This is a genomic window from Herbaspirillum sp. FG34, assembly GCF_057809315.1.
Genome location: NZ_JBMDJS010000009.1, coordinates 24560 through 49398, shown reverse-complemented (window position 1 = coordinate 49398; position 24839 = coordinate 24560). Strand labels below are relative to the sequence as shown.

Genomic DNA, 24839 nt, shown 5'->3' with positions numbered 1-24839 from the left:
TCCTTTGGGGCCAGATCGTGGATCAATAACCGAGTTCGGTCTTGGGCTTGCCGGTCACGCTCATCAGGAAGCTGTAGTCCATGTTCTTCTCGGCCAGGGCAGAGACATCGCTGGAGACGTATCGCAGGTCCTTCATCATCACGGCGATGGCCTTGGTCTGGGTGCGGTACATGCGATAGTCGGGATAGGCGTTCTTGAGCGCCTCGGTGGCGATCTTGGCATCCAGCCCGGTGCCCTTGACGATGCTGTTGATCCAGCCCTGCTTGTCCTTCTGCAGCCCGTCGACCAGCCTGACCACCGCCGCCACGGTCTCCTTGACCTCGGCCGGATGCTCCTTGATGACATCCGAACGCGTGACGATCAGGTTGGTCAGTCGCCCGGCCGCCTGGTCATAGGGATAGGCAAAATGCTTGCCAACCCCGGTCATGCGGATCTGCGAAGCGAAGGGCTCGACCGAGCAGATCAGCTCGACCTCGCCGCGCGCGAGTGCGGCGGCGTGGTCGGACGGGTTGGGGATGTTGACGAACTGGACGTCCTTGGAGGGATCGATGCCATGGCCGGCCAGTTCGCCCCGCATGTGCAGGTCCTGGGCATTGCCGCGCGAGGCTGCGATGCGGAAGGGCTTGCCCTCGGCCTTGTATTGCGCAATCAGCTTCTTGAGACCGGCCCAGTCATCCGAGGCCAGCGTGCTGTCCTTGCCCACCAGCATCTCCGAGCCACCATTGACCTGGCCCGACACCGCCACCAGGTCGAAGCCCTTGTCCAGACCGCTGACATAGGCCAGGTAAGTCACCTGGGCGATGTCCACGCTCTTGGAGACCAAGGCCGTGAGGGCATCGCTGCCGGCGGTGAAGTTGATGCCCTCGATGTCCACGTTCTGCGCCAGCGCCGGCACCATGGCCATGGACATGCAGTGCGCACACTTGGCATAGGCCAGCTTGATCTTGGGCTTGGCCTGGGCCATGGCCGAACCGGCACCCAGAGCACTGCAGGCCAGCAGGGTGGCCAGGGCGGCAGCCTTGAAGAACAGGCCGGAGGGGGACTTGCGGACTTGCTGTTGCATGGTTTTCTCCCAGGTGGACAATCGAAACAGGCTATTTTGTGACAATTTGATTTTCTATTGCCACCGTTTATGCAAAGCCTGTGCCAGCCCGAAAAGCGCGCTCGCAGACGGCGAGAATTCTTCTTGAAGAGCCTTTGTAGCGGCCTTATCGGAATGTCTTTCCACTCTGCATTGCCGACCGACAATCCCGACGGGCGCACCAAAGGAAGCCGATTGCACCATCACGACAAGAAAAACGCCCCACCAAAGTGCAACATTTCATAGTCATTTTTGTACGCCTAATTTTATTATTTTGTGACAATCAATTCCCACAATTTTCCGCTATCATGGCGGGCAAATCCCAGTCATCCCATGAGAGAACATGCGCCCGACTCCCGCCAGCAGCCCCCGCAAGAAACCCGGCAAGCACGAGCATCCGGACACCAGCCCGCTCCCGGGTCAGGCCTTGAGCGTGCGACCGCTGGCCGGTGATGCCATCTATGAACGCATCGTCGGCGCCATCATGGAACACCGTCTCACGCCCGGCACCAAGCTGGTGGAGGAGAAGCTGGCCGGCATCTTCGGCGTGAACCGCACGCGGGTGCGCGAGGTGCTGGCGCGGCTGGCGCATGAGGGCCTGATCACGACCATTCCCAACCGTGGCGCCTTCGTCGCCAGCCCGACGCCGGAGGAAGCCCGCAACATCTTCGCCGCGCGCCGCATGCTGGAGCCTGCCCTGCTACGCCACCTGTGCGAGCACACCCGGCCCGAGCACATCGCGCTGTTGCGTGCGCATGTGGCCGAGGAAGCGCAGGCGCGCGCCAGCAACGACCGGCGCGCCATCATCCGGCTCTCGGGGGAATTCCACATCCGTATTGCCGACATGGTGGACAACCCGGTGATGAGCAAGATGATGCGTGAGCTGGCCTCGCTGACCTGCCTCATCATCGTGCTGTACGACTCCCCGACCGTGCCTGCCTGCACCCATGATGACCACGGCGACATCATCGACGCCATCTCCGCCGGTCGCACGGAAAAGGCGGTGGCCACCATGCTGGCGCACCTGCACCACATCGAGAGCGTGCTCGACATGTCCGCCCCCCAGGGTGAGGACGAAGACCTGGAGGCGCTGCTGGGCATGGTGTAGGGGCTGCATCGAAGCAGCGCTTGAGGTAGTCTTCCGGGAGGCCCGGCGATGACATGACACGGGCGCCCCCATTCGGAGACCACACCATGCAAGAGACAAGCCAGGACCTGCTGCTGCGCCACGACCAGCACGGCATCACCACGCTCACCCTGAACCGGCCGGCACAATTCAATGCTCTCTCCGACGCCATGCTGGCGGCCTTGCAGGCGCAGCTCGATGCGCTGGCGCAAGATACGCAGGTACGCTGCGTGATTCTGGCTGCCCAGGGCCGCGCCTTCTGCGCCGGCCACGACCTGCGCGAAATGCGCGCCACCCCCGAGCAGGCTTGCTACCGGCAATTGTTTGACCGCTGCAGCCGTCTGATGCAGTCCCTGCGGGCGTTGCCGGTCCCGGTCATCGCCAAGGTGCAGGGGCTGGCCACGGCCGCCGGCTGCCAGCTGGTGGCCAGCTGTGACCTGGCGGTGGCGTCCGACCAGGCGCGCTTTGCGGTATCGGGCATCAATGTGGGCCTCTTCTGTTCCACCCCGGCGGTGGCCTTGACGCGCAACCTGCCGATCAAGCGGGCTTTCGAGATGCTTGTTACCGGCAGGTTCATCGATGCGACCACAGCAGAGCAGTGGGGGCTCATCAATCAAGTGGTGCGGGCCGATGAGCTCGACGCCGCCACCGAGGCGCTGGCTCGCGAGATCTGCAGCAAGCCTGCCGTCTCGATTGCGCGCGGCAAGGCCATGGTGTATCGCCAGCAGATGATGGCGCTGCCGGATGCGTATGCCCATGCTGCCGAGGTGATGGCCTGCAACATCATGGATGCCGAGGCGATGGAGGGGATACAGGCGTTTCTGGAGAAGCGTGCGCCCAGCTGGCCCGGACGGGGGGATTGATCAGGTTTTCATCAGATACCAGAGACGGGCTGTATCGTCCGGGATCAGATGGTTGCAGACGCAAAGAAAACACTGTGGGGCCATATGCAGGGAAAAATCGGCCACGCCAAACAATAAAGAAAAGTTAGAACCCATTTCATCAACAGGCCCCAGGTTCATATCGTCCTGGAGCCACCCTCGGGCAGTCCCTGACTCAAGCCCCAGTCGGGCTGGACAATCGGTCAGGCTGACGGCAAGATGCGGCATCCTCACTCCTGCCCTTCACGCCGAGCTGCCCATGCAAGCCGATTACGCCACCATCCTGCAATGGATCTACCTGTTCAATTCCCTGGCCCTGGCCCAGCTGGCTCTGAAGCAACTGGGCCGGCGACGCAAGGCGCGCACACTGGAGCAAGGCTTCCGCGCCGCCCGGACCGCAGAATGGCGCAACACGGCGCCGGACTTCATGAACGCGCGCCTGGGCCCGCCCCACGCTCAGCAGGCGCGCGAGGATGGCACCACGCTGTACCGCTGGCGTGGTGAGCGCCACTGGCTGGATGCACTGTACCGTGACGGTCGATGCGAGAGCGTGGACATCTCCGATCATCTGGAAGAAAGCTTCCCAACCGTCAATACCTACTTCAACTGCGCGGTGCTGGCTGCGCTGGCCTGCGCCTGGAAGTTCTCGGGACTGGCCGATGCACCGGACCTGGAAGTCACTGCGGCCGGCAAGCAATACCTGGCCAATTTCATCGTCTTCGTGGCCGGGGCCTGGCTGCTTTCCTTCGTGCTCAAGCGCCACCGCCTGCTGCTCAACCTGGGCTGCATCGGGATGGTCGGTCTGGCGCTGCCGCTGCTGAACTGGCCCTGATCCGTCAGCGATGGCCGCTCATTCGGCTACCACGTCGGCCAGCCGGTAACCCACGCCGATCTCGGTGAGGATGTGCACCGGCTGGGCTGCATCCTGCTCCAGCTTCTGGCGCAGGCGCTGCATGTAGATGCGCAGGTAATGACCATCTTCCGCATGCGAAGGTCCCCAACCGGCCACCAGCAATTGGCGGTGCGTGATGACCCGTCCGGCGTCGCGCAGGAGCGTAGACAGCAGGCGGTATTCGATCTGCGTCAGATGCAGCGCCTCGCCATTGCGCGTCACGCTGCGGGCCGGCAAGTCCACCATCACCTCACCCAGCCGGTAGCGGCCACTGGACTGGCCAGCGCCTGAAGCGCGCGCGTGGCGACGCAACTGCGCGCGCATGCGGGCCAGCAGCTCGGGCATGCCGAAGGGCTTGACGAGATAGTCGTCGGCACCGGCGTCGAGGGCTTCCACTTTTTCCGATTCCTGGGTGCGCGCCGAGAGGATCACGATGGGCACGCTGCTCCAGTTGCGGATCTCGCTGACGACCTGCTTGCCATCGCCATCGGGCAGGCCGAGGTCGAGGATGATCAGGTCGGGCTTGCGGGTGCCGGCTTCGGTGACGCCTTCGCGCGCGCTCTTGGCTTCGTGGACGATGAAGCCCTCCTGTTCGAGCGCACTCCTGACCAGCTTGCGGATATGCGGATCATCTTCGATGAAGACGATGTTGCCTGCGTGTTCTTGCATGGAGTGTCCTTATTCCTCGGGCAAAGCTGGCTGGGTCTCCACCGGCAGCATGAAGCAGACGGTGGCGCCCTGCCCGGCTTCCTGCGGCGCAATCCAGATGCGCCCCTGATGCGCCTCGATGATGGCGCGGCAGATGGCCAGGCCCAGGCCGACACCAGGGGTGCTGGACTCATTGTCGCCGCGCGTGAATTTTTCAAAGGCGTGCTGTGTCATGGCGGGCGGGAAGCCGCGCCCCTGATCGCTCACGCAGACCTTGACCTGCGGCTGGCCATCGCTGTCTTCCACGTGTGCACTGATGGTGACGGGGCTGCCGGCGGGCGAATACTTGATGGCGTTTTCCACCAGATTGGCCAGCACCCGCTCCAGCAGCACCGCATCGACCCGCAACAGCGGCAGATCGGGGGCGATGCGCGTGTCCACCGGTCGGCCTTCCAGCGCCTTGGCCAGCAGGCGCAGCGCCGAGCCGGTCAGTTCCTCCAGCGCATTCCACTGACGATTGAGCGTCACCACGCCCGCCTGCAGGCGCGCCATGTCCAGCAGGTTGTTCATCAGTCCGACCATTTTCTGCGACTGTTCGCTGATGGTGCGGGCCATAGCCCGGGCATCGTCGTCCAGCCGGTCGTTGGCGGCCAGGACATCGGCGCTGCCGACCAGCGAGGTCAGCGGCGTACGCAGATCATGCGAAATCGCCGAGAGCAATGAATTGCGCAAGCGTTCGGACTCCATTGTCACTACCGCATCCTGGGCCACCTCGGCATAGTGCAAACGCTCGATGGCCATGGCGATCTGCGAGCAGAAGATCTCCAGCATCTGGCGATTCTCCGGCAGGGCCAGCTGGGCGGTGGCGAGTTGCTGCTCTTCCTGACTGGCGGCCTCGATGGCAAAGGCCAGCACCCCGCGCGTACGCATGGTGGCCGTCAGCGGCAGGTACAGTGCCGCCGCCGAGGGCAAGGTGGCCGTGCCCTTGCCGGCGGCCTGGCCATTGTCATAGACCCACTGAGCCACGCCGGCATCGACGTTCTTCAAGACATGCCCGCCGCCACCGTCCTGCTCGGGTTCGGCCAGGCGCAACTGGTCGGCGCTGTCGGGCAGGAAGAAGGCGATGCGCGCACCGAACACGGCGGCCAGGTGACGGCGGCCGATTTCCAGGATCTGGTCCAGCGTGAGCAGGGCCGACAATTCCTTGCCCAGCATGTAGAGATTGGCGGCCCGCCCCTCGCGCTGCATGGCCACGCTGGCCTGCCGGCGCAGGCGCGCGGTGAGCGAGCTGATGAACAGCGACACCGCCAGCATCACCGCCAGCGTCAGCAGGTACTGCGCATCGGAGACCGTGATGGAGAAGCGCGGATCGACGAAGAAGAAATCGAAGGACAGCACCGACAGCACTGACACCAGTATCGATGCACCACGGCCATGGCGCATCGCCACCAGCATCACGCCTACCAGGTAAAGCATGATGACATTGGCCGGATGCAGCTTGCCATCGAGTACGAAGGCCAGCGTGGTGGTGGCCACGCAGCTGGCCACCGCCCAGAGCGTGCCGCGTGCATGACGACGCCGCATGAGCAGGGCCTCGGCGGCACTGGCGGCACTGTCGTCGGCGGGTCGCTCCTGCTGTACGCGGGTACGGCTGCGGGCGATGGTGTAGAGGTCGATCTCGCCACCGCTGCGGGCGATGCGCTGGGCCAGGGTACCGCGCGGCCAGCGCAGCAACTGGCGCAAGCCGCCCGCTTCCTGTCCGATCACCAGCTTGCCGGCATTGCGGCTGCGCGCGAATTGCAGCAGCGCAGCGGACAATTCCTCACCGCTGATGCTGGCCGTTTCGGCCCCCAGCGATTGGGCCAGCTTCAGGTAGGCCACTACGCGCTCGCGCGCCTCCATGGCCTGATGCTGACCTGGCAGATCCACATGCACGGCCAGCCATTGGGCCTGCAGTTTGGCCGCCAGACGAGCCGCTTCGCGGATCAGACGTTCCTCGCCGACACCGCTGCCCACGGCCACCACGATGCGCTCGCGCGCCTGCCACAGCTGGGCGATGGACCGGTCGGCGCGATACTGGCGCATGTCGGCATCGACCCGGTCGGCGGTGCGGCGCAGAGCGATCTCGCGCAAGGCGATCAGGTTGCCCTTGCGGAAGAAATGGCGCCCGGCCTTCTCGGCCTGCTGCGGCAGGTAGACCTTGCCCTGTTGCAGGCGGGCCAGCAATTCATCGGGCGGGATATCGACCAGCATGACATCGTCGGCTTCATCGAAGACGTGATCGGGCACGGTCTCGAAGACGCGGATGCCGGTGATCTGGCCGACCACGTCGTTGAGGCTTTCGATGTGCTGCACGTTTAGGGTGGTGTAGACGTCGATGCCGGCGCGCAGCAGTTCATCGATGTCCTGCCAGCGCTTGGCATGGCGCGAACCGGGCACGTTGGAGTGCGCCAGCTCGTCGACCAGGATCACGCCGGGATGGCGTTCCAGGGCGGCATCCAGATCAAACTCGGGCAGCTGGCGATCCCGGTAAGGCAGCCTGCGCATCGGCAGTCGGGTGATCCCGGCCAGTTGCGCCTCGGTTTCCGCACGACCATGGGTCTCGACTACGCCGGCGATCACGTCCGTGCCTTGCGCGGCCAGTGCCTGGGCGGCTTCCAGCATGGCGAAGGTCTTGCCAACGCCGGCCGAGAAACCGAAGAAAATCTTCAGGCGGCCGCGCGCCTGGCGTTCTTCGTCGCGCATCACGCGTTCGAGCAGGTCGTCGGGATCGGGGCGGGTGTTCATGTCGGGCGGTCAGGGATGGAGCATTGTAGTGGCAAAAAGCCGGTGGCACGCACAACGCATGCCACCGGCCACCCGGCAAGCGCGGCCGGACTTACCTGGCCGCGTCCACCTTGGGCAGGGGTGCGGCCGCATCCAGCGCCAGATTGAGCTTGAGCACATTGACGCGCGGCTCGCCGAACAGGCCCCATTGCGGCGTCTGGCTGTTGGCGCGGATCAGCGCCCGCACCTGCTCCACCGTGATGCCACGTGCACGCGCCACGCGGCCGGCCTGGTACTGGGCAGCCGCCGGACTGATGTGGGGATCCAGGCCGCTGGCCGAAGCAGTCAGCAGGTCCATCGGGATGGGGCTCTTGTTGCCCGGATCAGCCTCCTGCAAGGCCCTGGCGCGGTCTTCTGCGGCTTGCTTCAAGGCCGGGTTGGTGGGACCGAGATTGCTGCCGCCGGAGGCCATGCCATTGTTGGGGAAGGTGCCGGTGGCCGAGGGGCGCCCCCAGAAATAAGCCGGGCTGGTGAAGTTCTGGCCGATCAGTTCCGAGCCGACTAGCTGGTCTTGCCGTTGGATCAGGCTGCCATTGGCCTGATGCGGAAAGAAGGCTTGCGCCAGGCCCGTCACCAGCAAGGGATAGAGGCCACCCAGCAGCACGCCCAGGAGGATGAAGAGGGTGATGGCCGGACGCAAAGGATGGGGAGTCGAGGTTTTCATGTGACTTTCCTTGAAAATCGAAATCAGGTTCAGACCAGGCCGAAGGCCGTCAACAGCAGGTCGATCAGCTTGATGCCCACGAACGGCACCACCAGCCCGCCCAGGCCGTAGATCAAGAGATTGCGGCGCAGGAGCACGGCGGCGCCCAGGGCGCGATAGCCCACCCCGCGCAGGGCCAGCGGGATCAGGGCGACAATCACCAGGGCATTGAAGATCACCGCCGACATGATGGCCGAGTCGGGACTGGTCAGCCGCATCACGTTGAGCGCGCCCAGCTGCGGATAGCTGGCCACGAACATGGCCGGGATGATGGCAAAGTACTTGGCCACGTCATTGGCGATGCTGAAGGTGGTGAGACTGCCGCGCGTCATCAGCATCTGCTTGCCGATCTCGACGATCTCGATCAGCTTGGTCGGATTGGAATCGAGGTCGACCATGTTGCCGGCTTCCTTGGCGGCCTGCGTGCCGCTGTTCATGGCCACGGCCACATCGGCCTGGGCCAGGGCCGGGGCATCGTTGGTGCCGTCACCGGTCATGGCCACCAGCTTGCCTTCGGCCTGGTGCTGGCGGATCAGGGCCAGTTTCTGTTCCGGCGTGGCTTCGGCGAGGAAGTCGTCGACGCCCGCTTCGGCAGCAATCGCCGCTGCGGTCAGGCGGTTGTCACCGGTGATCATCACGGTCTTGATACCCATGCGACGCAGTTCGCCAAAGCGTTCCTTGATGCCGCCCTTGACGATGTCCTTCAATTCCACCGTACCCAAGATGCGGATCGGTGCGCCCTGCTGAATGACAGCGGCCTCGTTGCTCCATTCGATGACCACCAGCGGCGTACCGCCACGGCGGGCGATGGCTTCGACGTCGCTTTCCACCTGGGCCGGCAGGCGCTGGTCAGCCGCGCGCACCAGCTTGCGGATGGCGTCGGCTGCGCCCTTGCGAATGCGACGATTGCCGATGTCGATACCGGAGACGCGCGTCTGGGCCGAGAAGGCGATGAACTGCGCACCCAGCTTGGCCATCTCGCGCTCACGCAGGTTGAAGCGGTTCTTGGCCAGTACCACGATGCTGCGGCCTTCCGGGGTTTCATCGGCCAGCGAGGCCAGTTGTGCAACGTCGGCCAGCTCGTGCTCGGTGACGCCCGGAGCCGGCATGAAGTTGGCGGCCTGACGGTTGCCCAGGGTGATGGTGCCGGTCTTGTCCAGCAGCAGCACGTCGACGTCGCCGGCCGCTTCCACGGCGCGGCCCGAGGTGGCGATGACGTTGGCCTGCATCATGCGGCTCATGCCGGCCACGCCGATGGCCGAGAGCAGGCCGCCGATGGTGGTCGGGATCAGGCACACCAGCAGGGCGATCAAGGCCGTCACCGAGACCGGTGCACCGGCACCGGCGGCAGTGACCGAGAAGATCGAGAACGGCAGCAGGGTCACCGTCACCAGCAGGAACACCAGCGTCAGCGCCACCAGCAACAGGGTCAGCGCCAGCTCGTTGGGGGTCTTCTGGCGGCGTGCGCCCTCGACCATGGCAATCATGCGGTCGAGGAAGGCTTCGCCGGGATTGACCGAGACACGCACCACGATCCAGTCCGACAGCACGCGCGTGCCACCGGTCACCGCCGAAAAGTCGCCGCCGGACTCACGGATCACGGGGGCGGATTCGCCGGTGATGGCGCTCTCGTCGACGGTGGCCACGCCTTCGATGACATCGCCATCGGCCGGTACCGTATCGCCCGCTTCGATGAGCACCAGATCACCCTTGCGCAGACTGCCACCTTCCACTACTTCGCATTGGCGTGCAGCGTCGGCCACCGCCATGCCACGAGTGTAATCGGCACTGCGCAACTTCTTGGCCAGCACGCTTTTCTTGACACCGCGCAGGGCCGCAGCCTGGGCCTTGCTGCGACCTTCGGCCAGGGCCTCGGCGAAGTTGGCGAAGAGCACCGTGAACCACAACCAGGCGGCGATGGCGAGGATGAAACCGGCCGGCGCATCACCCCGGCCAGTAACGGCCTGGATGAACAGCAGCGTGGTCAGAATGCTGCCGAGATAAACCACGAACATCACCGGATTGCGCCATTGCACGCGCGGCGAGAGCTTGCGGAAGGAGTCGGCCAGGGCCGGCTTGACGATCTTGGGATCGAACATCCAGCGCGTGGTCTGCGCAGCGCTGACGGTGGCATCGGTCGGCGCGACTTGGGTGCTGCCGGCCGGAGTATTGCTCGAAGGGGTAGTCATAAGGGTATCCGTTGCGGGTTGCTCCGCCGGGCGCAATGCCCGGCGCCATCCATCCAAATCATTTACATCGCCATCATCTGCAGGTGCTCGACCACCGGTCCCAGCGCCAGCGCCGGTACATAGGTCAGGGCCCCCACCAGGATCACGGCACCGATGAGCAGCGCCACGAACAGCGGACCATGCGTGGGCAGGGTGCCGGAGGTGGCTGCCAAGCGCTTCTTGCCGGCCAGCGAACCGGCCATGGCCAGCACCGGCACGATGATGCCGAAGCGACCCAACCAGGCGCACAGGCCGGTGGTGATGTTGTAGTACGGTGTATTGGCCGAGAGCCCGGCGAAGGCGCTGCCGTTGTTGTTGGCCGCCGAGCTGAAGGCGTAGAGGATTTCCGAGAAGCCGTGCACGCCGGGGTTGGCAATACCGGCCAGGCCCGCGTCCACCATCACCGAGAGGGCGGTGAAGATCAGCACCAGGGCCGGCGTCATGAGGATGGCGATGGACATCATCTTCATGTCGAACACGCCGATCTTCTTGCCCAGATATTCCGGCGTACGCCCGATCATGAGGCCGGCGATGAACACTGCCAGCACCGCAAAGATGAGCATGCCGTACAGGCCCGAGCCGACCCCGCCAAACACTACTTCACCCAACTGCATCTGCAGCATTGGTACCAGTCCCCCCAAGGGCGAGAGCGAATCGTGCATGGCATTGACCGCACCGCAGGAAGCCGCCGTGGTGATGGAGGCGAACAGCGCCGAGGCCGGAATGCCGAAGCGGGTTTCCTTGCCCTCCATCATGCCCGGCCCGGAAGCGTGCAGCGACGCCAGCATCGGGTTGGCTTGCGATTCCGAGTACATCAGCACCAGCGTCATCACCACGAACAACAGCGTCATGGCGGCGAGAATGGCCCAGCCCTGACGACGATCGCCGACCAGCACGCCAAAGCTGGTGCACAGCGCAGCCGGGATGATGAGGATGGCCAGCATCTGCAGGAAGTTGGAGAGCGGCGTCGGATTCTCGTACGGATGGGACGAATTGGCGTTGAAGAAACCGCCGCCGTTGGTGCCGATCATCTTGATGGCTTCCTGCGAGGCCACCGGGCCCATGGGCAGGGTCTGCCTGTCGGTGCTTTGCGCTTCGGTCACGGGTTCGCCCTTGGCATCCTTCAACGGCTGTCCGGCAGCATCCAGCTTGGGGATGGTGTAGTGGGTCACTTCCAGGGTCTTCACTTCCTGATAGGCACGGAAGTTCTGGATGCTGCCCTGTTGCACCAATACCAGCGCGAACACCACCGACAGCGGCAGCAGCACGTAGAGCGTGCTGCGGGTCATGTCGACCCAGAAGTTGCCGATGCTCTTGCTGCCGTGACGGGCAAAGCCGCGAATGAGCGCAAAGGCAATGGCGATGCCGGTAGCCGCCGACAAGAAGTTCTGCACCGCCAGGGCCGCCATCTGGGTCAGGTAGCTCATGGTGGCTTCACCCGCATAGCCCTGCCAGTTGGTATTGGTGACAAAGCTCAGCGCCGTGTTGAAGGACGAATCCGGGCTGACGTTGAGCAGTGCGGCCGGGTTCAGCGGCAGCCATTGCTGCGCGCGCTGCAGCAGGTAGACCACCACGGCACCGATGACATTGAACAGCACGACGGCGATGGCGTACTGCTTCCAGTCCATCTCGTGGTCACGGCTGATACCGCACAGTCGATAGAAGATACGCTCGATGCCGCCGAAAAGGCGGTTCACACGGGACTTGCCTTCCATCACGCGGGCCATGTACCAGCCCAGCGGCAGGGAAAGGACCAGCAGGATGACCAGATAAAGGGCGAGCTGGAGAAAATTGTTGCTGTCCATGTCAGAAATCCTCCGGCTTGATGAGGGCATAGACCAGGTACAGCAGGAGGGCGATGGCCACCACCAGACCCAGCAGTGTCATGAGGTTCATTTCTTCTCGCCTTCCTGCCGTTCCAGACGGCTGCACAGGGCGATGAACGCCCACATCGAAAGGCCGCAGACGGCCAGCATGCCTATGTAGAGAAAATCCGTTTGCCACATTTCCCGCTCCATTGTTGACGTTGTCGCGCTCGCTTCCCGGGGCGGAAAGCGAGACAGTCGAACGATAGGGAAAGCAGCATCAAATCCCGGTAAATGTTTTGCGCAGGAGCGTAAACAAACCGTAAATGAGACGAAACGTATCGCCAGCAGGGACGAACGCGGGAGGCAAAGGGAAGGAAAAGGAAGGAAAACAAGGGACGGGCGAGCTACCGCCCGGCGGATCAGACGTCGCCGACGCGCCCCAGTTCGACGCGGTTCTTGCCCAGGCGCTTGGCCGCATACATGGCCTTGTCGGCCATGGCCAGCAACTCTTCAGGGCCGACTTCGCCATCCAGGTTGGGCTGATAGACGGCCACGCCGATGCTGCTGGAGATGTTGACGGTGGAGTGCGTCAGCTGGAAGGGTTCGCGGATGGTGTGGAGGATCTTCTCAGCCACCATGACCGCATCTTCCTGGGTCTGCAGGTTTTCCAGGATCACCACGAATTCATCGCCGGCCAGGCGCGCCACGGTGTCGACATCGCGCACCGAGCGTTGCAGACGACGGGCGAACTCCACCAGCAGCTCGTCGCCGGCCTCGTGGCCGTAACGGTCGTTGACGCCCTTGAAGCCATCGATGTCCATGAAGAACAGCGCCAGCAACTGGTCGGCACGACGCGCGCGCATCATGCCTTCGGGCAGGCGGTCGCTGAAGGCGCGGCGGTTGGGCAGGCTGGTCAGCACATCGGTGAGGGCCAGTTCGCGCATCTGGTCGCGGAAGGCCAGGCGCTCGGTAATGTCATGCAGGAAGGCGATGAACAGATGACCGCTCTGACGCTTGACATGCCCGACCGTGATCTCGATGGGCAGTTCATGGCCATCATGATGCAGGGCCTGCAGCTCGATGCGGTTGTTGATGACCACGCTGGTGCCATCCTCGAGGAACTGCGCCATGCCGCGGTTATGGGCCGCACGCATGTCCGGCGGGATGATGAGTTCGGCCATGTCGCGCCCCATGGCCTGGTCACGCGGCCAGCCCAGGAGCAGTTCGGCCTGGCGGTTCCACTCGACCACGCGGCCCTGTTCGTCGGCGGCGATGAAGGCATCCTGGGCGTTTTCGAGGATGGCGCGCAACTCGGCGGCACTTTCTTCGAGCTGGATCTGGTTGGCCTGCTGCTGGTCCAGCGCCTGCTGCAGGGCACTGGCGGTTTCATGCAGGCGGCTGGTGCGTTCGGCTACGCGCTGCTCCAGGCTTTCGTTGAGCGAACGCACTTCGCGCAGATAGGCTTCTTCTCGCTCGACCATGTTGACCAGGGTCGAAGACAGCAACTGGATCTCGCGATAGCTGTTGACCTGCGGGATGGCAACGTCCGGACGACCTGCGGCGCGCTGCTCCAGCGCCGCCGAGAGGGCATTGATGGGGGCGACCAGGCGACGCGTGAGGATGAAGGCCAGGATCACCAGTACCGCCCCAGAGAGGGCACCGACCAGGATCACCCGCTGCTCCAGATCACGGAAGGCATGCAGCGCCACGGTCTCGGGCTGGCGTACGATCACGCTCCATTGCAGCTTCATGCCATCGTTGCGGCCAGTGCGGGCGTAGCCGCTGACATAGCGGCGGCCATCGGGCCAGGTTTCCAGCAGCGAACCGCCCTCCTGACCGGCCTGTGCGGCGCGCCAACTGGGGGTGTCGACCTTGCGCTCTTCCATGCCCTTGGGACCGAGGATGACGGTGCCGTCATCGCGTACCAGGATGACCTCGACGTCGTAACGATTGACGGTCGGATCCAGCAGCTTGGCAGCGATGTCGCGTGCCCATGACCAAGACAGGTGCATACCCACCACGCCCAGTAAATGTCCGTCGACGTCATGAACCGGCGCCGACAGATCGACGAAGCGCCAAGGATCGGATTGCGGCGGCAGCTTTTGCGCCAGCAGCACGGCGGGATGGAAGTCGGCCGCATATTCCCCGTTGATGCCCTCCTTGAACCAAGGCCGCTCGGCCACGCTGGCCCCTTCCAGCAGGCCATTGCTGGCGACCGCCACGGTACCGTCGGGGCGTGCCAGGCCGATCCACGCGTAGTGCGGGACATTGGCCTGCAGTTCATTGAAGACCCGGCGGATACGCGGCAGGTCCTGCCCGGCGCGCACCGAAGGCCGCTGCACCAGCAGGCGCAGATCGACCTCGCGCTCGCGCATGCCACGTTCGAGCGCATCGCGCATCTGCCAGGCCAGCTGCTTCATGCGCGTTTCGCTTTCCGAACGCGCATAGCCGCGGGTGAACTGATCCACCAGAATCAGTACCGACACGGTCGTGATGAGCACGGTGATGACCACCCCCAGCGTAATCAGCGACGACAGATTCGGCGGAGATGGGGCTTTATTCTTGTTCAATTCAGACAAAATGGCGACGCGGCTTGATACATGACGGCTCCCCTGTGAACCGCATAGGTTTATGGCATCTTGCCAGAACAACTATGGTTTTTCATCGCATTTCCCGAAAAACTTCGAGAATTTTTTTCCACGACAAAAAAATCACCAATTCTCGCGAGTCAAAGCGGAGACAAAGGCGGCAAAAGAGCGCAATAAGCGTCAATTCCTGCACTACGGGAAATGCAAAAAGACAACGGCGGGCGAGTCTTGGTGAGAATCTTCACCCTCCGCCAGTGTGGCCGCGCAGGCGGACAAAGGCCGCCTGCGGGAGTGTGGATGCCAGTGCGTGGGTTCGTTGGCGCGGGTGCGGCGTTTTCAGACGCCGGCACAGACTCCGTCGGCACGCGGATCGGTAGCGCCCTCGATGACCCCGTCCGGATGGACGCAGACCGCTCCTGCGTGGCCCATCATGTCGGTGTAATCCTCCACCACCTGGACCTCATGGCCGGCCCGACGCAAGGCCTCGATGGTGGCGGCCGGTACCCGGCCCTCCACCTTCAGGTTGGTGGAGACATCGCCCCAGGTGCGCCCCAACAGCCAGCGCGGTGCGCTGACCGCCGCCTGCAGGTTCTGGCCGAACAGCACGTGGCGGGTGAATACCGCCGCCTGCGTCTGCGGCTGCCCTTCCCCGCCCATGGTGCCGTAGGCCAGAGTGCGCCCGTCATTCAGACGTGCCAGCGAAGGGTTCAGTGTATGGAAGGGGAGCTTGCCCGGTTGCAGCTGGTTGGCGCCGTCGTCCAGCGTGAAGCTGGCGCCTCGGTTCTGCCAGACGATGCCGGTGTCGGGCACCACCACGCCACTGCCGAATTCCCAGAAGATGCTCTGGATGTAGCTCACTACGCGGCCCTGGGCATCGGCCGCACCCATCCAGATGGTGTCGCCCGGCTTGGCCGGATGGGGCCAGGGGGCGGCATGCTGCATGTCAATGTGCCTGGCTTCCTGGTCCAGCGCCTCGGCCAGCAGCCAGTGCGCGGCGTCCACGCTCATGTGGGCGGGGTCGGTCACGTGCTGGTTGCGCAGGATGAAGGCGCGCTTGGTGGCTTCCACCAGTGCGTGGATGTGCTCGAAGCCGTCGGCCTCCTTGATACCGAGACGGTCGAACAGACCGATGATCATCAGCGCCGAGACACCCTGTGTCGGCGGTGGCAGGTTGTAGACGCGGCCTGACGTCAATTGCACCATCAGCGGCTGTACCACCTGCGCGCGGAAGGCCTCCAGGTCACTGCGACGCAATGGGCTGCCGGCCGCTTCCAGGCCCGCAGCAAGGCGTTGCGCCAGGTCGCCGCGATAGAAATCATCGAGACCGGCCTCGGCCAGGCGCGAGAGGCTGTCCGCCAGGGCTGACTGTTTCAGCACCTTGCCCTGCGCGGCGATGCCGTCAGCGGCATAGGTGGCGGCGAAGCCGGGCTGGTCCTTGAGCTCATCCCACTTGTCGCGGGTCAGCTCGTGTTGGGAGCGGGTGATGGGCACGCCGTTCTTCGCATGGCGGATGGCATCGGCCAGCAGCACCGGCAACGGCAGGGCGCGGCCGAAACGGCGGGCATGCTCCAGTGCCGCCGACCAGCCGCCCACGGCACCGGCCACGGTCAGCGCCGCATGCGGGCCGCGTGTGGGCATGGCACTGTGCCCATGTGCGGCGTAGAAGTCCTTGGTCGCCAGCGCCGCCGAGGGGCCGCAGGCGCGAATGGCTATCGGCTCCTGCCCCGGTTCGCTGATGACCCAGAAGCCATCGCCACCTATACCGTTCATGTGCGGGTACACCACCGCGATGGTGGCCGCTGCCGCGACCATGGCTTCGACGGCGTTGCCACCCTCGCGCAGGATCTGCGCACCGGCTTGTGCGGCCAGGTGATGGGGAGCGGTGACCATTCCGCCCAGACAGGTCTTGCTGTACAACATGGCTGACTCCTGATGTTCTTGTCGAGTAGGGAAAACTGCTGCGAGGATCATACCCGCGGACGGCAAAGCTTTCAGGGGACCGTCTTGGCGGCATCCATCCATGAGACATGCGCGGCCACGATGCGCCAGCCTTGCGGGCAACGCAGCCAGGTATGACTCTGGCGTCCGATGCGCACTTCGCCCTCGCGGGTGAATTCGGTATCGGCCACCGCATAGTCGCGGCCATAGGTGGTGATGACGGTGGCGCGCAGGCTGCGCATCAGACTCTTCGGTGAACGGCCCTGACGGAAGGCGCGGATGGCTTCGGTGCCGACCAGGTTCTCGGTGGCGCCGTAACGCACCGTGTGCGGCCCCTCGAGAAACAATTCATCGAGTACCTCGATCTGGTTGGTGGTCAGGGCCACTTCGTAACGTTCGAAGGCGTGACGCACTTCGGCCATTACGTCGGGCAGGTTGATCTCGTAGGGCTGGGTTGATTCCATGTGTTCGTTCCTTGCAGCAAGTCAGTGCGCGCCGAGATAGGCCCTGGCCAGCGCATCATTGGCGGCGATCTCGGCGGCGGTCCCTTGCGCCACCACGCGGCCGCCTTCGATGACGTAGGCACGATCGGCCAGGGACAAGGCCAGCGCAGCCATCTGATCGACCAGCACGATGGTCATGTTCTCGCGACGCAGCTGATCCAGCGCCGCAAACAATTCGGCGATCACCTTGGGCGCCAGACCCAGGGAGGGCTCATCGAGCAGCAGCACGCGCGGCCGCGACATCAGACCGCGCGCAATGGCCAGCATCTGCTGCTCGCCACCGGAGAGCAGACCGGCGCGGTGATGCAGGCGCTCACGCAAGCGCGGGAAGCGGCCCAGCATCTCTTGCACGCGCGCCTCCACATCCTGGGGATAGAGGAAGGCACCCAGACGGATATTGTCCAGCACCGACAGTTCCGGAAACACCTGCCGCCCTTCCGGCACCAGTACCACGCCCTGCCGCACGATCTGTTCGGCGCGCAGATCCATGAGGCTCACGCCACCTGCGTGGATGCCCCCCTGTACCGGCCGGTGCAGGCCGGCCAATGAACGCATGAGCGTGGACTTGCCCGCGCCATTGGCGCCCAGCAGCGCAATCATCTCGCCCTGGCGCACCTGCAGGTTGATGCCATGCAGGACCGGTTCGGCGCCATAGCCGGTGACCAGTTCACCCACGCCCAGCAATTCATCCGCACCGCTCATCGCTGCGCGCACGGCTGCCACCGCCTGCTGCGTGCCGTCGCCCAGATAGGCCTTGCGCACCGCCGGATCGTTCTGTACTTCCTGCGCTGTCCCGATGGCCAGGCGCTGGCCCGCATCGAGCACGACGATGCGGCGCGAGATCTGCATCACCAGTTCCATGTCATGCTCGACCACTACCACGCTGATGCCGGCTTCTGCGATCTTCGTCAGCAGTTGCGCCAGCATGGTCTTGTCTTCGCGCGAGAGACCGGCGGCCGGTTCATCGAGCAGCAGCACATCGGGATCGGTCGCCAGCGCGCGGGCGATTTCCACCAGGCGACGATCGACGTGTGCCAGGTCGGCACTGGGGATATCGAGCGCACCGCGATAGCCGCAAAAATCCAGCAGTTCACGGCAGCGTGCACGCACTTCACCCGAAATGAACCCCCGCGCCGACAGCAGCCCGCCGAGGCGACCACGGCCACACGCCAGGGCCACGTTATCGGCCACGGCAAGACTGCCGAACAATTGCGACGTCTGGTAGGTACGGGCCACGCCGTGACGCGCAATGCGGAAGGCCGGCAATCCCGCCAGGGCGATCTGGCCCAGCGTGAACTGACCGGCACTGGGACGATAGAAGCCGGAGAGCATGTTCAGGGCCGTAGTCTTGCCCGCGCCATTCGGTCCGATCAGGCTGGTGACCGCGCCACCGGGGACCTCAAAGCCCAGATCGCTGACCGCACGCACGCCCCCGAAGACCATCGTCAGGCCATCGGCTGCTAGGGTGCGGCGCGCGCGGACCGGCAACGCCACTTCCGCCCCGTCGTCCGCCAGCACCGCATCGCGAGCGCAAACCACCGGCTTGCGCAAGCGCGCCGCCAGCTTGCCCAGCAGGCCGGTCACGCCATCCGGGGCGACCCACAGCACCAGCAGCAGCAAGGCACCGAAGAACAGCAAACGATAGTCTTCCAGGCTGGAGAGCAGTTCTGGCAAGGCACCCACGATGACCGCACCGATCACGGGGCCAAGGATGGACCCCGAGCCCCCCAGTACCACCACCAGCACGAAGAGAATGGACTGCATGAAGCTGAACGTATCGGGCGTGACGAAGGTGGACAGCGGTGCGAACAGACCGCCCGCCAACCCCGCCAGCGCCGCCGACAAGGCAAAGGCGACGGTCTTGATGACCAGCGGATTGAGACCGATGGATTCGGCCGCGGTCTCGCTGTCGCGCACCGCACGCATGGCCGCGCCCCAGCTGCCGCGCGAGAGCCAGCAGTAGGCGGCCAGTACCACCGCAGCCGTCACCAGCCCCAGCACCGCAATTGCACGCTCGGCCTGCAAACCCAGGAAGGCTGGTGCGCTCAGGCCCATGATGCCGTTCTGGCCGCCGGTGAGGTCGCGCAGTTCGATGATGGCGTGCTGGATGATGAAGCTGAAGGCGATCGTGATCATCGCCAGATACGGCCCCTTCACCCGCAGCGCGGGCAAGGCCAGCAACACGCCCAGCGCACCGGCGACCACCGCGGCCAGCGGCCAGGCCAGCCAGAACGAGAGCCCGGCCTTGGTGGTGAGAATGGCGACGGTATAGGCGCCCACCGCATAGAAACCGACGTGACCGAAGGAGACCTGGCCGGTCAGGCCGATGAGCACATTGAGCCCGATGCCGACGATGGCCACCAGGGCGATGCCGGCCAGCACGAAGACGTAATAGCTGTTGATCGACAGGGCCAGGGTGATGGCGGCGATCAGGCCCAGTGCAGAAAACGCCAGGGCAGCCGGTGTGCCCAGCCCGAGCTTGATGCGACCCGACGCAGGCGCCGCCGCAGGCCGTGCTGCCACTTCCAGACTGCGGGCGATGGAATGGGGTAAACGATTCATACCTTTTTCACCTGTGCGCGGCCGAACAGGCCATTGGGACGAATGGCCAGCACCGCAATCACCAGGGCGAAGGTGATGATCTGGGTGTAACCGGAACCGAGCGTGGCCGTGATGAGCGCTTCGGCCATACCGAACAGCAGGCCCGCGATCATCACGCCCCAGGCGCTGGTGATGCCACCGAGGATGGCCACGGCAAACGCCTTGAGACCGAACAGCGTGCCCATGTCGGCATTGACGTTCAAGAGCGGGGCAATCAGCACACCCGCCACCCCGGCCAGCAGGGTCGAGAGCGCAAAGGCCGCCGCGATGGCGCGCGTGATGGGGATGCCCATCAGCCGCGCTGCATCACGGTTCTGCACCACCGCCAGCAGGGCGGTACCCCAGCGCGTACGGCGCGAGATGGTGTGCAGCAGCGCGGCCAGGACCAGGCCGACGAGCGGGATCAGCAACTGCAGCGGATAGACGCCCAGGCCCATGCCGCCCAGCTCGATGGAGGACTGTGCCAGGGGCGAGGGCAGGCTGCGCGGCTCCTTGCCGAACGTGTGCATGACCAGGTTGTCCAGCACGATGCCCAAGGCCACCGTCGACATCAGCCAGGCATTCGATCCCTGGCGCGCAAACGGACGTACCGCCAGCACCTCGACCAGCATGCCGTAGAGCGCGCAGGCGGCCAGCGCCAGCACGATGGCCAGCCACATCGGCCAGCCCAGCGTCTGGGCGAAGGTGAAGCACAGCACGGCACCCAGCATCATGGAGCTGCCCTGCGCAAAATTGACGGTGCCGGAGACGGCATACGTCATGTAAAAACCGAGCGCCATCAGACCGTACATGCTGCCCAGTCCGAATCCGCTGATCAGTGCCGACAACAGCAGCATCGCGTTCTCCTGGCGCCGCCCTACCCGCGCAAAGCTGCGGGCAGCGGCGGCGCATTGTCTTGACCAAGGGGTTTACCGGGACATGCCGACCGGCAGGATGCGGTTGTCGATGAACTGCGCCCAGACGTAATCATCGGCTTGCAGGGCGTCATGCACGGTCGGACTGAAAGGCTTGACGTAGGTCTTGATCAGCCCCTCGTAGCGGTCGATCTTGTAGAAACCTTCGCGGATCGCGTCCCCATCGGTGGACCCGGCCTTGGCAATGGCCAGCGCCGCCAGCTGCATGCCGTCATAGGCATTGGCCACGCCCACGGCGGGGGTGATATCGTCCGGGCCCTTGATGGCGGGATATTTGGCCTTGAGCTCGGCCACCACCTTCTCGCCTACCGGCGAGAGCTTGCCGAAGAAGCTGAAGGTCTGGATGAAGTGGACGTTCTTCGCGTTCGGTCCCGCCAGTTCGGTGAAGCGGCCACCGGCCGGGCCCCAGTGCGAGACCACCGGCACCTTCCAGCCCATGCGGTCGAGCGACTTGACCACCTGGGCCGAGGGGCCGACGTTACCCACCAGATACAGGGTATCGGCACCGGCGGCCTTCAAGCGGCTCAGTTGCGGTACTACGTCCACGTCGCTGGCCTCGAACTTCTCGATGCCGGCGGGCTTCAGACCCTTCTCGGCGAGCGCGGCGACGATGCCCTTTTCATTCGATTCGCCCCACGGGTTGTTGACCAGAATCAGGCCGGCCTTGCTGCTGTTGAAGGTCTTCTGCGCGTAGTTGAGCATGGCCTTGTCCACCAGCTCATCGACTGCCGAGACGCGGAAGGCATAGTTGGGATTGGCGCCATTCTTGGTCACTCCGGTGCCGGCCGCCCAGGGACCGACGAAGGGCACTTTCTGCTGGTTGATGATGGGCACGATGGCCATCGAGACCGGCGTATCGAGGCCACCGAAGAGCACCGCCACCTTGTCCTTGAAGATCAGTTCACGTGCGGCCACCACCCCCTTTGCCGGATTGCCCTCGTCATCGCGGCGCACCAGTTCCAGCTTGCGCCCACCGAGCAGGCCGCCCTTGGCATTGATCTCGTCGATGGCGATGCTCATGCCGCGCGTGAGCGCCTCGCCGGCCTGGGCCGACTGGCCGGACAGCGCGGTGACCAGACCGATCTTGATGGGCTCGGCCGCCATGGCCAGGGGGGACAACGCGGCGGCCAGGGTGGCGGCAGCGACGGCGACGAGGGTGCGGCGGGTAAGGTGGATCATGGTGTTGCCTCCATAAGGTTCCGGTAAGTGAGAGTGACTCTGCCCGGCATGACTTATGCAAGGGCTATGCCAAGCGCAGCAGAAAGACTTAATTTTTGCCGACAATATCTCTCTAATAGTGACGTCATTTAATAATCTTTATTGCCGCTGACAATCAATCAAACTTGCAATCAATAAATGCACAATGCTTGTGCATAACCTGGAGAAAATGATGCACGCCGCACCATCATCAATCACCCCGCAGGCCACTGCCCTGCCCTACGATCCGGCCGCCCTGGTGGACGAATACCTGCGCGTGCTGATGATTCCCGACCCGGTGGCCGCGCGCCGCTTTGTCTCCCCGGAGCTGAAGATCCGTTTTACCGGCGGGCGGGAAATGATCGATCCGGCGCAATGCGCCGCCTTCAATGCCACGCGCTACGGTTGGGTCAAGAAGCGTTTCGAGGGGACCGAAGTGGTGGCCGGCGCCACCGTGGCACAGGCCATCGTCTACAACCGTGGCACGCTGTACGGCGTGTGGCCCGATGGCGAGGCCTTCGAAGGCAATCGCTACGTGGACCGCTATGTGGTCCGCCATGGGCTCATCGTGCAGATGGATGTCTGGAACGACAGTGCCGAACGCCTGCTGGTGCGCGCCGGTTTGGCCGAGCTGTAAGGAGGCCCCATGCAAGCGACGATCCTGCCCCCCGACGCGCGCCAGGCCGCAGGCCATGACGAGGGATGCGCCCCCTTCGGCGCCCTGCGCGCACATGGCCGCTTCGGCTACTCGCCCATCCATCGCCGGCCCGACTATTGCTGGCCCAATGGTGCAAGGCTGGCGGTCTACCTGGGCTTCAACATCGAGCACTTCGCCTTCGGGGAAGGACTGGGGGCCAAGCTGGGGCCGGTGTGCCCCGAGCCCGATGTGCTCAACTATGCCTGGCGTGAATACGGCAACCGCGTCGGTGCCTGGCGCTGCCTGGAATTGTTCGAGCAACTCGGCTTGCCCGCCGGCGTGCTCATCAACACTGCGCTCTACGATCATTGCCCGGAACTGGTCGAAGCCTTCGCCGCGCGGGGTGACGAACTGATCGGCCATGGCCACACCAACGCGCATCAACAGGGCAAGCTGGACGAGTCGGCCGAAGCCGCTCTGCTGCGCCACTGCCGCGACCGCATCCAGGCCGGGAGCGGGGTACTGCCCACGGGCTGGCTCTCGCCCTGGATTTCGGAAAGTCTGGTCACGCCCGACCTGCTGCAGGAGAGCGGCTATCGCTACACCCTCAACTGGGCACATGACGACCAGCCGGTGCACATGCGCACCCGCACCGGCGAAACCCTGTGGTCGATTCCCTACCCGCAGGAATTGAACGACATTCCCATGATCGTGGCGCGCCAGATGGATGGCCGCGACTTTGCCCGGATGATCGTGGACAATTTCGACGAGATGCGCGAGCAGGCCCTGCGCCAACCGCTGGTGATGGGCATTGCCCTGCATCCCTATCTGGTGGGCCAGCCCTATCGCCTGCGCCATCTGCGCGGCGCCCTGCAACACCTGGCGGCGGCGCGCGATCGCGGCGAGATCTGGTTCACCACGCCCGGCGCCATCTGCGACCATGTGGACAGCCTCGAACAACTGCGCCAGCCGTTCTGAGCTGGCATGACGCATCAGGAGAATCAATGAGTACCGCCCAGGCCTTTACCAGCACTACCACCGCCACCGCCTTCGAGATCGATGATCACGTGGCCGCCTTCGTGCCGCATGGCCGCTTCACCCTGGCCGGTGCTGCCAGCGGACCGCTGGCCGGATTGCGCTTTGCCGCCAAGGACCTGTTCGACGTGGCCGGCCACCCGACCGGGGCGGGCAACCCCGACTGGCTGCGCAGCCACCCCATCCCCACGCGCAGCAATGCGCTGGTCGGGCAATTGCTGCAGGCCGGTGCCACGCTGGTGGGCAAGACCCTGACCGACGAGCTGGCCTACAGCATCCACGGCGACAATCACCACTACGGCACCCCGGTCAACAGCGCCGCGCCCGATCGCGTGCCGGGCGGCTCCTCCAGCGGATCGGCGGCGGCGGTGGCCGCGCGCCTGTGCGACTTCGCGCTGGGCACCGACACCGGTGGCTCGACCCGCGTGCCGGCCAGCTATTGCGGCGTGTGGGGGCTGCGTACCAGTTTCGGCCTGCTCTCCACGGCCAGCATGGCACCGCTGTGTCCCAGCTTCGATACGGCGACCTGGCTGGCCCACGATCCCGACACCTTCGAGCGCGTGGGGCAGGTGCTGCTACCCAAGACCGGTTCATTGCAAGTGCGCAAGGTCCTGCTGCCCTTCGATCTGCTGGAACTGGCCGAGCCCGAGTTCCAGCCGGTGGTGCAACGGGTCTACGACGCGCTGCGCTCGGAACTGCCGGGAGAACACATGCGCATGTCGGGTGAGGAAGGCGAACTGGAGAAATGGCGCATGGCCTACATCAAGGCCTCCGCCTTCGATGCCTGGCAATGCCATGGCGCGTGGATCAGCTCGGCGCGTCCGGTATTCGGGTCGGCGGTGCAGGCGCGCTGGGACATGGCGCAGCACATCAGCGCCGACACCGCCCGCGCAGCGCGCGAAAAACAGGACCTGGTGCGGCATCGCGTGCGCTCCCTGCTGGGGGCGGACGGGGTGGCCGTGATGCCGTCGGCCTCCAGCGTAGCGCCCTTGCGCGATGCCTCGGCCGCCGCCATCGATGAGGTGCGTGCGCGCACCTTCGGCCTGACCTGCGTGGCCGGACTGGCGGGCCTGCCGCAGGTGAGCATGCCCTTCACCACTCCCGCCGGGCTGCCGATCGGCGTATCATTGCTCGGCCCGGCCGGCAGCGACCTGGCCCTGATCGGGCTGGCGACCCGCCTGTGGCGCAATCTCCAGGCTGCGCACTGAGACCGGGCAAGATCCACCATTCGAC

General features: G+C 64.7%; 20 protein-coding genes. 6 read left to right on the top strand and 14 right to left on the bottom strand.

What is annotated here, in order from left to right; all coding sequences use genetic code 11:
• Window positions 1–22: 22 nt before the first annotated feature.
• Window positions 23–1063 carry an ABC transporter substrate-binding protein gene (locus ACODSZ_RS12910; RefSeq protein ID WP_008331733.1) on the bottom strand — a complete coding sequence of 347 codons (1041 nt, stop codon included), beginning with the start codon at window positions 1061–1063 and terminating at the stop codon, window positions 23–25.
• Window positions 1064–1424: 361 nt separating this feature from the next.
• Between ACODSZ_RS12910 and ACODSZ_RS12905 the strand changes: the two genes are divergently transcribed.
• Both ACODSZ_RS12905 and ACODSZ_RS12900 read left to right on the top strand, forming a co-directional pair.
• Entirely contained in the window at window positions 1425–2189 is a 765-nt protein-coding gene (locus ACODSZ_RS12905; protein ID WP_008331734.1) for a GntR family transcriptional regulator, read from the top strand.
• A gap of 86 nt (window positions 2190–2275) precedes the next feature.
• On the top strand, window positions 2276–3070 hold the full coding sequence (locus ACODSZ_RS12900) for an enoyl-CoA hydratase (protein WP_488927737.1): 795 nt from the start codon (window positions 2276–2278) through the stop codon (window positions 3068–3070).
• On the opposite strand, the gene ACODSZ_RS12895 is transcribed toward ACODSZ_RS12900, so the two are convergent.
• On the bottom strand, window positions 3071–3316 hold the full coding sequence (locus ACODSZ_RS12895) for a hypothetical protein (RefSeq protein WP_488927736.1): 246 nt from the start codon (window positions 3314–3316) through the stop codon (window positions 3071–3073). It abuts the gene before it with no gap.
• Between the two features lie 31 nt (window positions 3317–3347).
• Here ACODSZ_RS12895 and ACODSZ_RS12890 point away from each other — a divergent pair, with 31 nt between their 5' ends.
• A complete protein-coding gene (locus tag ACODSZ_RS12890; protein ID WP_175344615.1) occupies window positions 3348–3920 on the top strand; it encodes a hypothetical protein in 573 nt (190 codons plus the stop codon).
• An 18-nt stretch (window positions 3921–3938) separates the two neighbouring features.
• Here the strand turns inward: ACODSZ_RS12890 and ACODSZ_RS12885 are convergent, their stop codons facing one another.
• The 12 genes from ACODSZ_RS12885 to ACODSZ_RS12830 form a co-directional block, all read right to left on the bottom strand.
• Window positions 3939–4649 (bottom strand): response regulator, encoded by a 711-nt coding sequence (locus tag ACODSZ_RS12885; protein WP_008331741.1) that lies wholly within the window; start codon window positions 4647–4649, stop codon window positions 3939–3941.
• A gap of 9 nt (window positions 4650–4658) precedes the next feature.
• Complete coding sequence (locus ACODSZ_RS12880) at window positions 4659–7415, bottom strand: DUF4118 domain-containing protein (RefSeq protein WP_488927735.1); 2757 nt, start codon at window positions 7413–7415, stop codon at window positions 4659–4661.
• 91 nt (window positions 7416–7506) lie between these two features.
• On the bottom strand, window positions 7507–8118 hold the full coding sequence (gene kdpC, locus ACODSZ_RS12875) for a potassium-transporting ATPase subunit KdpC (RefSeq protein WP_488927734.1): 612 nt from the start codon (window positions 8116–8118) through the stop codon (window positions 7507–7509).
• Between the two features lie 29 nt (window positions 8119–8147).
• On the bottom strand, window positions 8148–10256 hold the full coding sequence (gene kdpB, locus ACODSZ_RS12870; protein WP_488927798.1) for a potassium-transporting ATPase subunit KdpB: 2109 nt from the start codon (window positions 10254–10256) through the stop codon (window positions 8148–8150).
• 152 nt (window positions 10257–10408) lie between these two features.
• A complete protein-coding gene (gene kdpA / locus ACODSZ_RS12865) occupies window positions 10409–12190 on the bottom strand; it encodes a potassium-transporting ATPase subunit KdpA (RefSeq protein ID WP_488927733.1) in 1782 nt (593 codons plus the stop codon).
• Between the two features lies 1 nt (window position 12191).
• Window positions 12192–12281, bottom strand: a complete 90-nt coding sequence (gene kdpF / locus ACODSZ_RS12860; RefSeq protein ID WP_034350945.1) for a K(+)-transporting ATPase subunit F — start codon at window positions 12279–12281, stop codon at window positions 12192–12194.
• A gap of 331 nt (window positions 12282–12612) precedes the next feature.
• The gene (locus ACODSZ_RS12855) at window positions 12613–14763 is read right to left on the bottom strand and encodes a diguanylate cyclase domain-containing protein (protein WP_488927732.1); all 2151 of its coding nucleotides are present in this window, start codon (window positions 14761–14763) and stop codon (window positions 12613–12615) included.
• Between the two features lie 354 nt (window positions 14764–15117).
• On the bottom strand, window positions 15118–16701 hold the full coding sequence (locus tag ACODSZ_RS12850; RefSeq protein ID WP_008331756.1) for a gamma-glutamyltransferase family protein: 1584 nt from the start codon (window positions 16699–16701) through the stop codon (window positions 15118–15120).
• Window positions 16702–16772: 71 nt separating this feature from the next.
• Window positions 16773–17183 (bottom strand): oxalurate catabolism protein HpxZ, encoded by a 411-nt coding sequence (gene hpxZ / locus ACODSZ_RS12845; protein WP_175344621.1) that lies wholly within the window; start codon window positions 17181–17183, stop codon window positions 16773–16775.
• Window positions 17184–17204: 21 nt separating this feature from the next.
• Window positions 17205–19784, bottom strand: coding sequence for a branched-chain amino acid ABC transporter ATP-binding protein/permease (locus ACODSZ_RS12840; RefSeq protein ID WP_488927731.1), 2580 nt, complete (start codon window positions 19782–19784; stop codon window positions 17205–17207).
• Window positions 19781–20659, bottom strand: coding sequence for a branched-chain amino acid ABC transporter permease (locus tag ACODSZ_RS12835; RefSeq protein ID WP_488927730.1), 879 nt, complete (start codon window positions 20657–20659; stop codon window positions 19781–19783). Before ACODSZ_RS12835 ends, ACODSZ_RS12840 begins: the two co-directional genes overlap by 4 nt.
• A 72-nt stretch (window positions 20660–20731) precedes the next feature.
• Window positions 20732–21916, bottom strand: coding sequence for an ABC transporter substrate-binding protein (locus ACODSZ_RS12830; protein ID WP_488927729.1), 1185 nt, complete (start codon window positions 21914–21916; stop codon window positions 20732–20734).
• Between the two features lie 211 nt (window positions 21917–22127).
• On the opposite strand from ACODSZ_RS12830, the gene ACODSZ_RS12825 reads away from it, so the two are divergent.
• Genes ACODSZ_RS12825 through ACODSZ_RS12815 form a run of 3 tightly spaced genes read left to right on the top strand, consistent with a single transcriptional unit; the run spans window position 22128 to window position 24814 of the window.
• Window positions 22128–22571: a hypothetical protein gene (locus ACODSZ_RS12825; RefSeq protein WP_050978124.1), complete on the top strand. Its 444-nt coding sequence runs from the start codon at window positions 22128–22130 to the stop codon at window positions 22569–22571.
• A gap of 9 nt (window positions 22572–22580) precedes the next feature.
• Window positions 22581–23549, top strand: a complete 969-nt coding sequence (locus ACODSZ_RS12820) for a polysaccharide deacetylase family protein (RefSeq protein ID WP_008331774.1) — start codon at window positions 22581–22583, stop codon at window positions 23547–23549.
• A 26-nt stretch (window positions 23550–23575) separates the two neighbouring features.
• Window positions 23576–24814 carry an amidase gene (locus ACODSZ_RS12815; RefSeq protein ID WP_175344624.1) on the top strand — a complete coding sequence of 413 codons (1239 nt, stop codon included), beginning with the start codon at window positions 23576–23578 and terminating at the stop codon, window positions 24812–24814.
• Window positions 24815–24839 lie beyond the last annotated feature (25 nt).

Bases quoted from the DNA above. Each gene is read 5' to 3' on its own strand.
- ACODSZ_RS12910 (WP_008331733.1), bottom strand. From the start codon at position 1,063: ATGCAACAGCAAGTCCGCAAGTCCCCCTCCGGCCTGTTCTTCAAGGCT.
- ACODSZ_RS12905 (WP_008331734.1), top strand. From the start codon at position 1,425: ATGCGCCCGACTCCCGCCAGCAGCCCCCGCAAGAAACCCGGCAAGCAC.
- ACODSZ_RS12900 (WP_488927737.1), top strand. From the start codon at position 2,276: ATGCAAGAGACAAGCCAGGACCTGCTGCTGCGCCACGACCAGCACGGC.
- ACODSZ_RS12895 (WP_488927736.1), bottom strand. From the start codon at position 3,316: ATGCCGCATCTTGCCGTCAGCCTGACCGATTGTCCAGCCCGACTGGGG.
- ACODSZ_RS12890 (WP_175344615.1), top strand. From the start codon at position 3,348: ATGCAAGCCGATTACGCCACCATCCTGCAATGGATCTACCTGTTCAAT.
- ACODSZ_RS12885 (WP_008331741.1), bottom strand. From the start codon at position 4,649: ATGCAAGAACACGCAGGCAACATCGTCTTCATCGAAGATGATCCGCAT.
- ACODSZ_RS12880 (WP_488927735.1), bottom strand. From the start codon at position 7,415: ATGAACACCCGCCCCGATCCCGACGACCTGCTCGAACGCGTGATGCGC.
- kdpC (WP_488927734.1), bottom strand. From the start codon at position 8,118: ATGAAAACCTCGACTCCCCATCCTTTGCGTCCGGCCATCACCCTCTTC.
- kdpB (WP_488927798.1), bottom strand. From the start codon at position 10,256: ATGTTCGATCCCAAGATCGTCAAGCCGGCCCTGGCCGACTCCTTCCGC.
- kdpA (WP_488927733.1), bottom strand. From the start codon at position 12,190: ATGGACAGCAACAATTTTCTCCAGCTCGCCCTTTATCTGGTCATCCTG.
- kdpF (WP_034350945.1), bottom strand. From the start codon at position 12,281: ATGAACCTCATGACACTGCTGGGTCTGGTGGTGGCCATCGCCCTCCTG.
- ACODSZ_RS12850 (WP_008331756.1), bottom strand. From the start codon at position 16,701: ATGTTGTACAGCAAGACCTGTCTGGGCGGAATGGTCACCGCTCCCCAT.
- hpxZ (WP_175344621.1), bottom strand. From the start codon at position 17,183: ATGGAATCAACCCAGCCCTACGAGATCAACCTGCCCGACGTAATGGCC.
- ACODSZ_RS12840 (WP_488927731.1), bottom strand. From the start codon at position 19,784: ATGAATCGTTTACCCCATTCCATCGCCCGCAGTCTGGAAGTGGCAGCA.
- ACODSZ_RS12835 (WP_488927730.1), bottom strand. From the start codon at position 20,659: ATGCTGCTGTTGTCGGCACTGATCAGCGGATTCGGACTGGGCAGCATG.
- ACODSZ_RS12830 (WP_488927729.1), bottom strand. From the start codon at position 21,916: ATGATCCACCTTACCCGCCGCACCCTCGTCGCCGTCGCTGCCGCCACC.
- ACODSZ_RS12825 (WP_050978124.1), top strand. From the start codon at position 22,128: ATGCACGCCGCACCATCATCAATCACCCCGCAGGCCACTGCCCTGCCC.
- ACODSZ_RS12820 (WP_008331774.1), top strand. From the start codon at position 22,581: ATGCAAGCGACGATCCTGCCCCCCGACGCGCGCCAGGCCGCAGGCCAT.
- ACODSZ_RS12815 (WP_175344624.1), top strand. From the start codon at position 23,576: ATGAGTACCGCCCAGGCCTTTACCAGCACTACCACCGCCACCGCCTTC.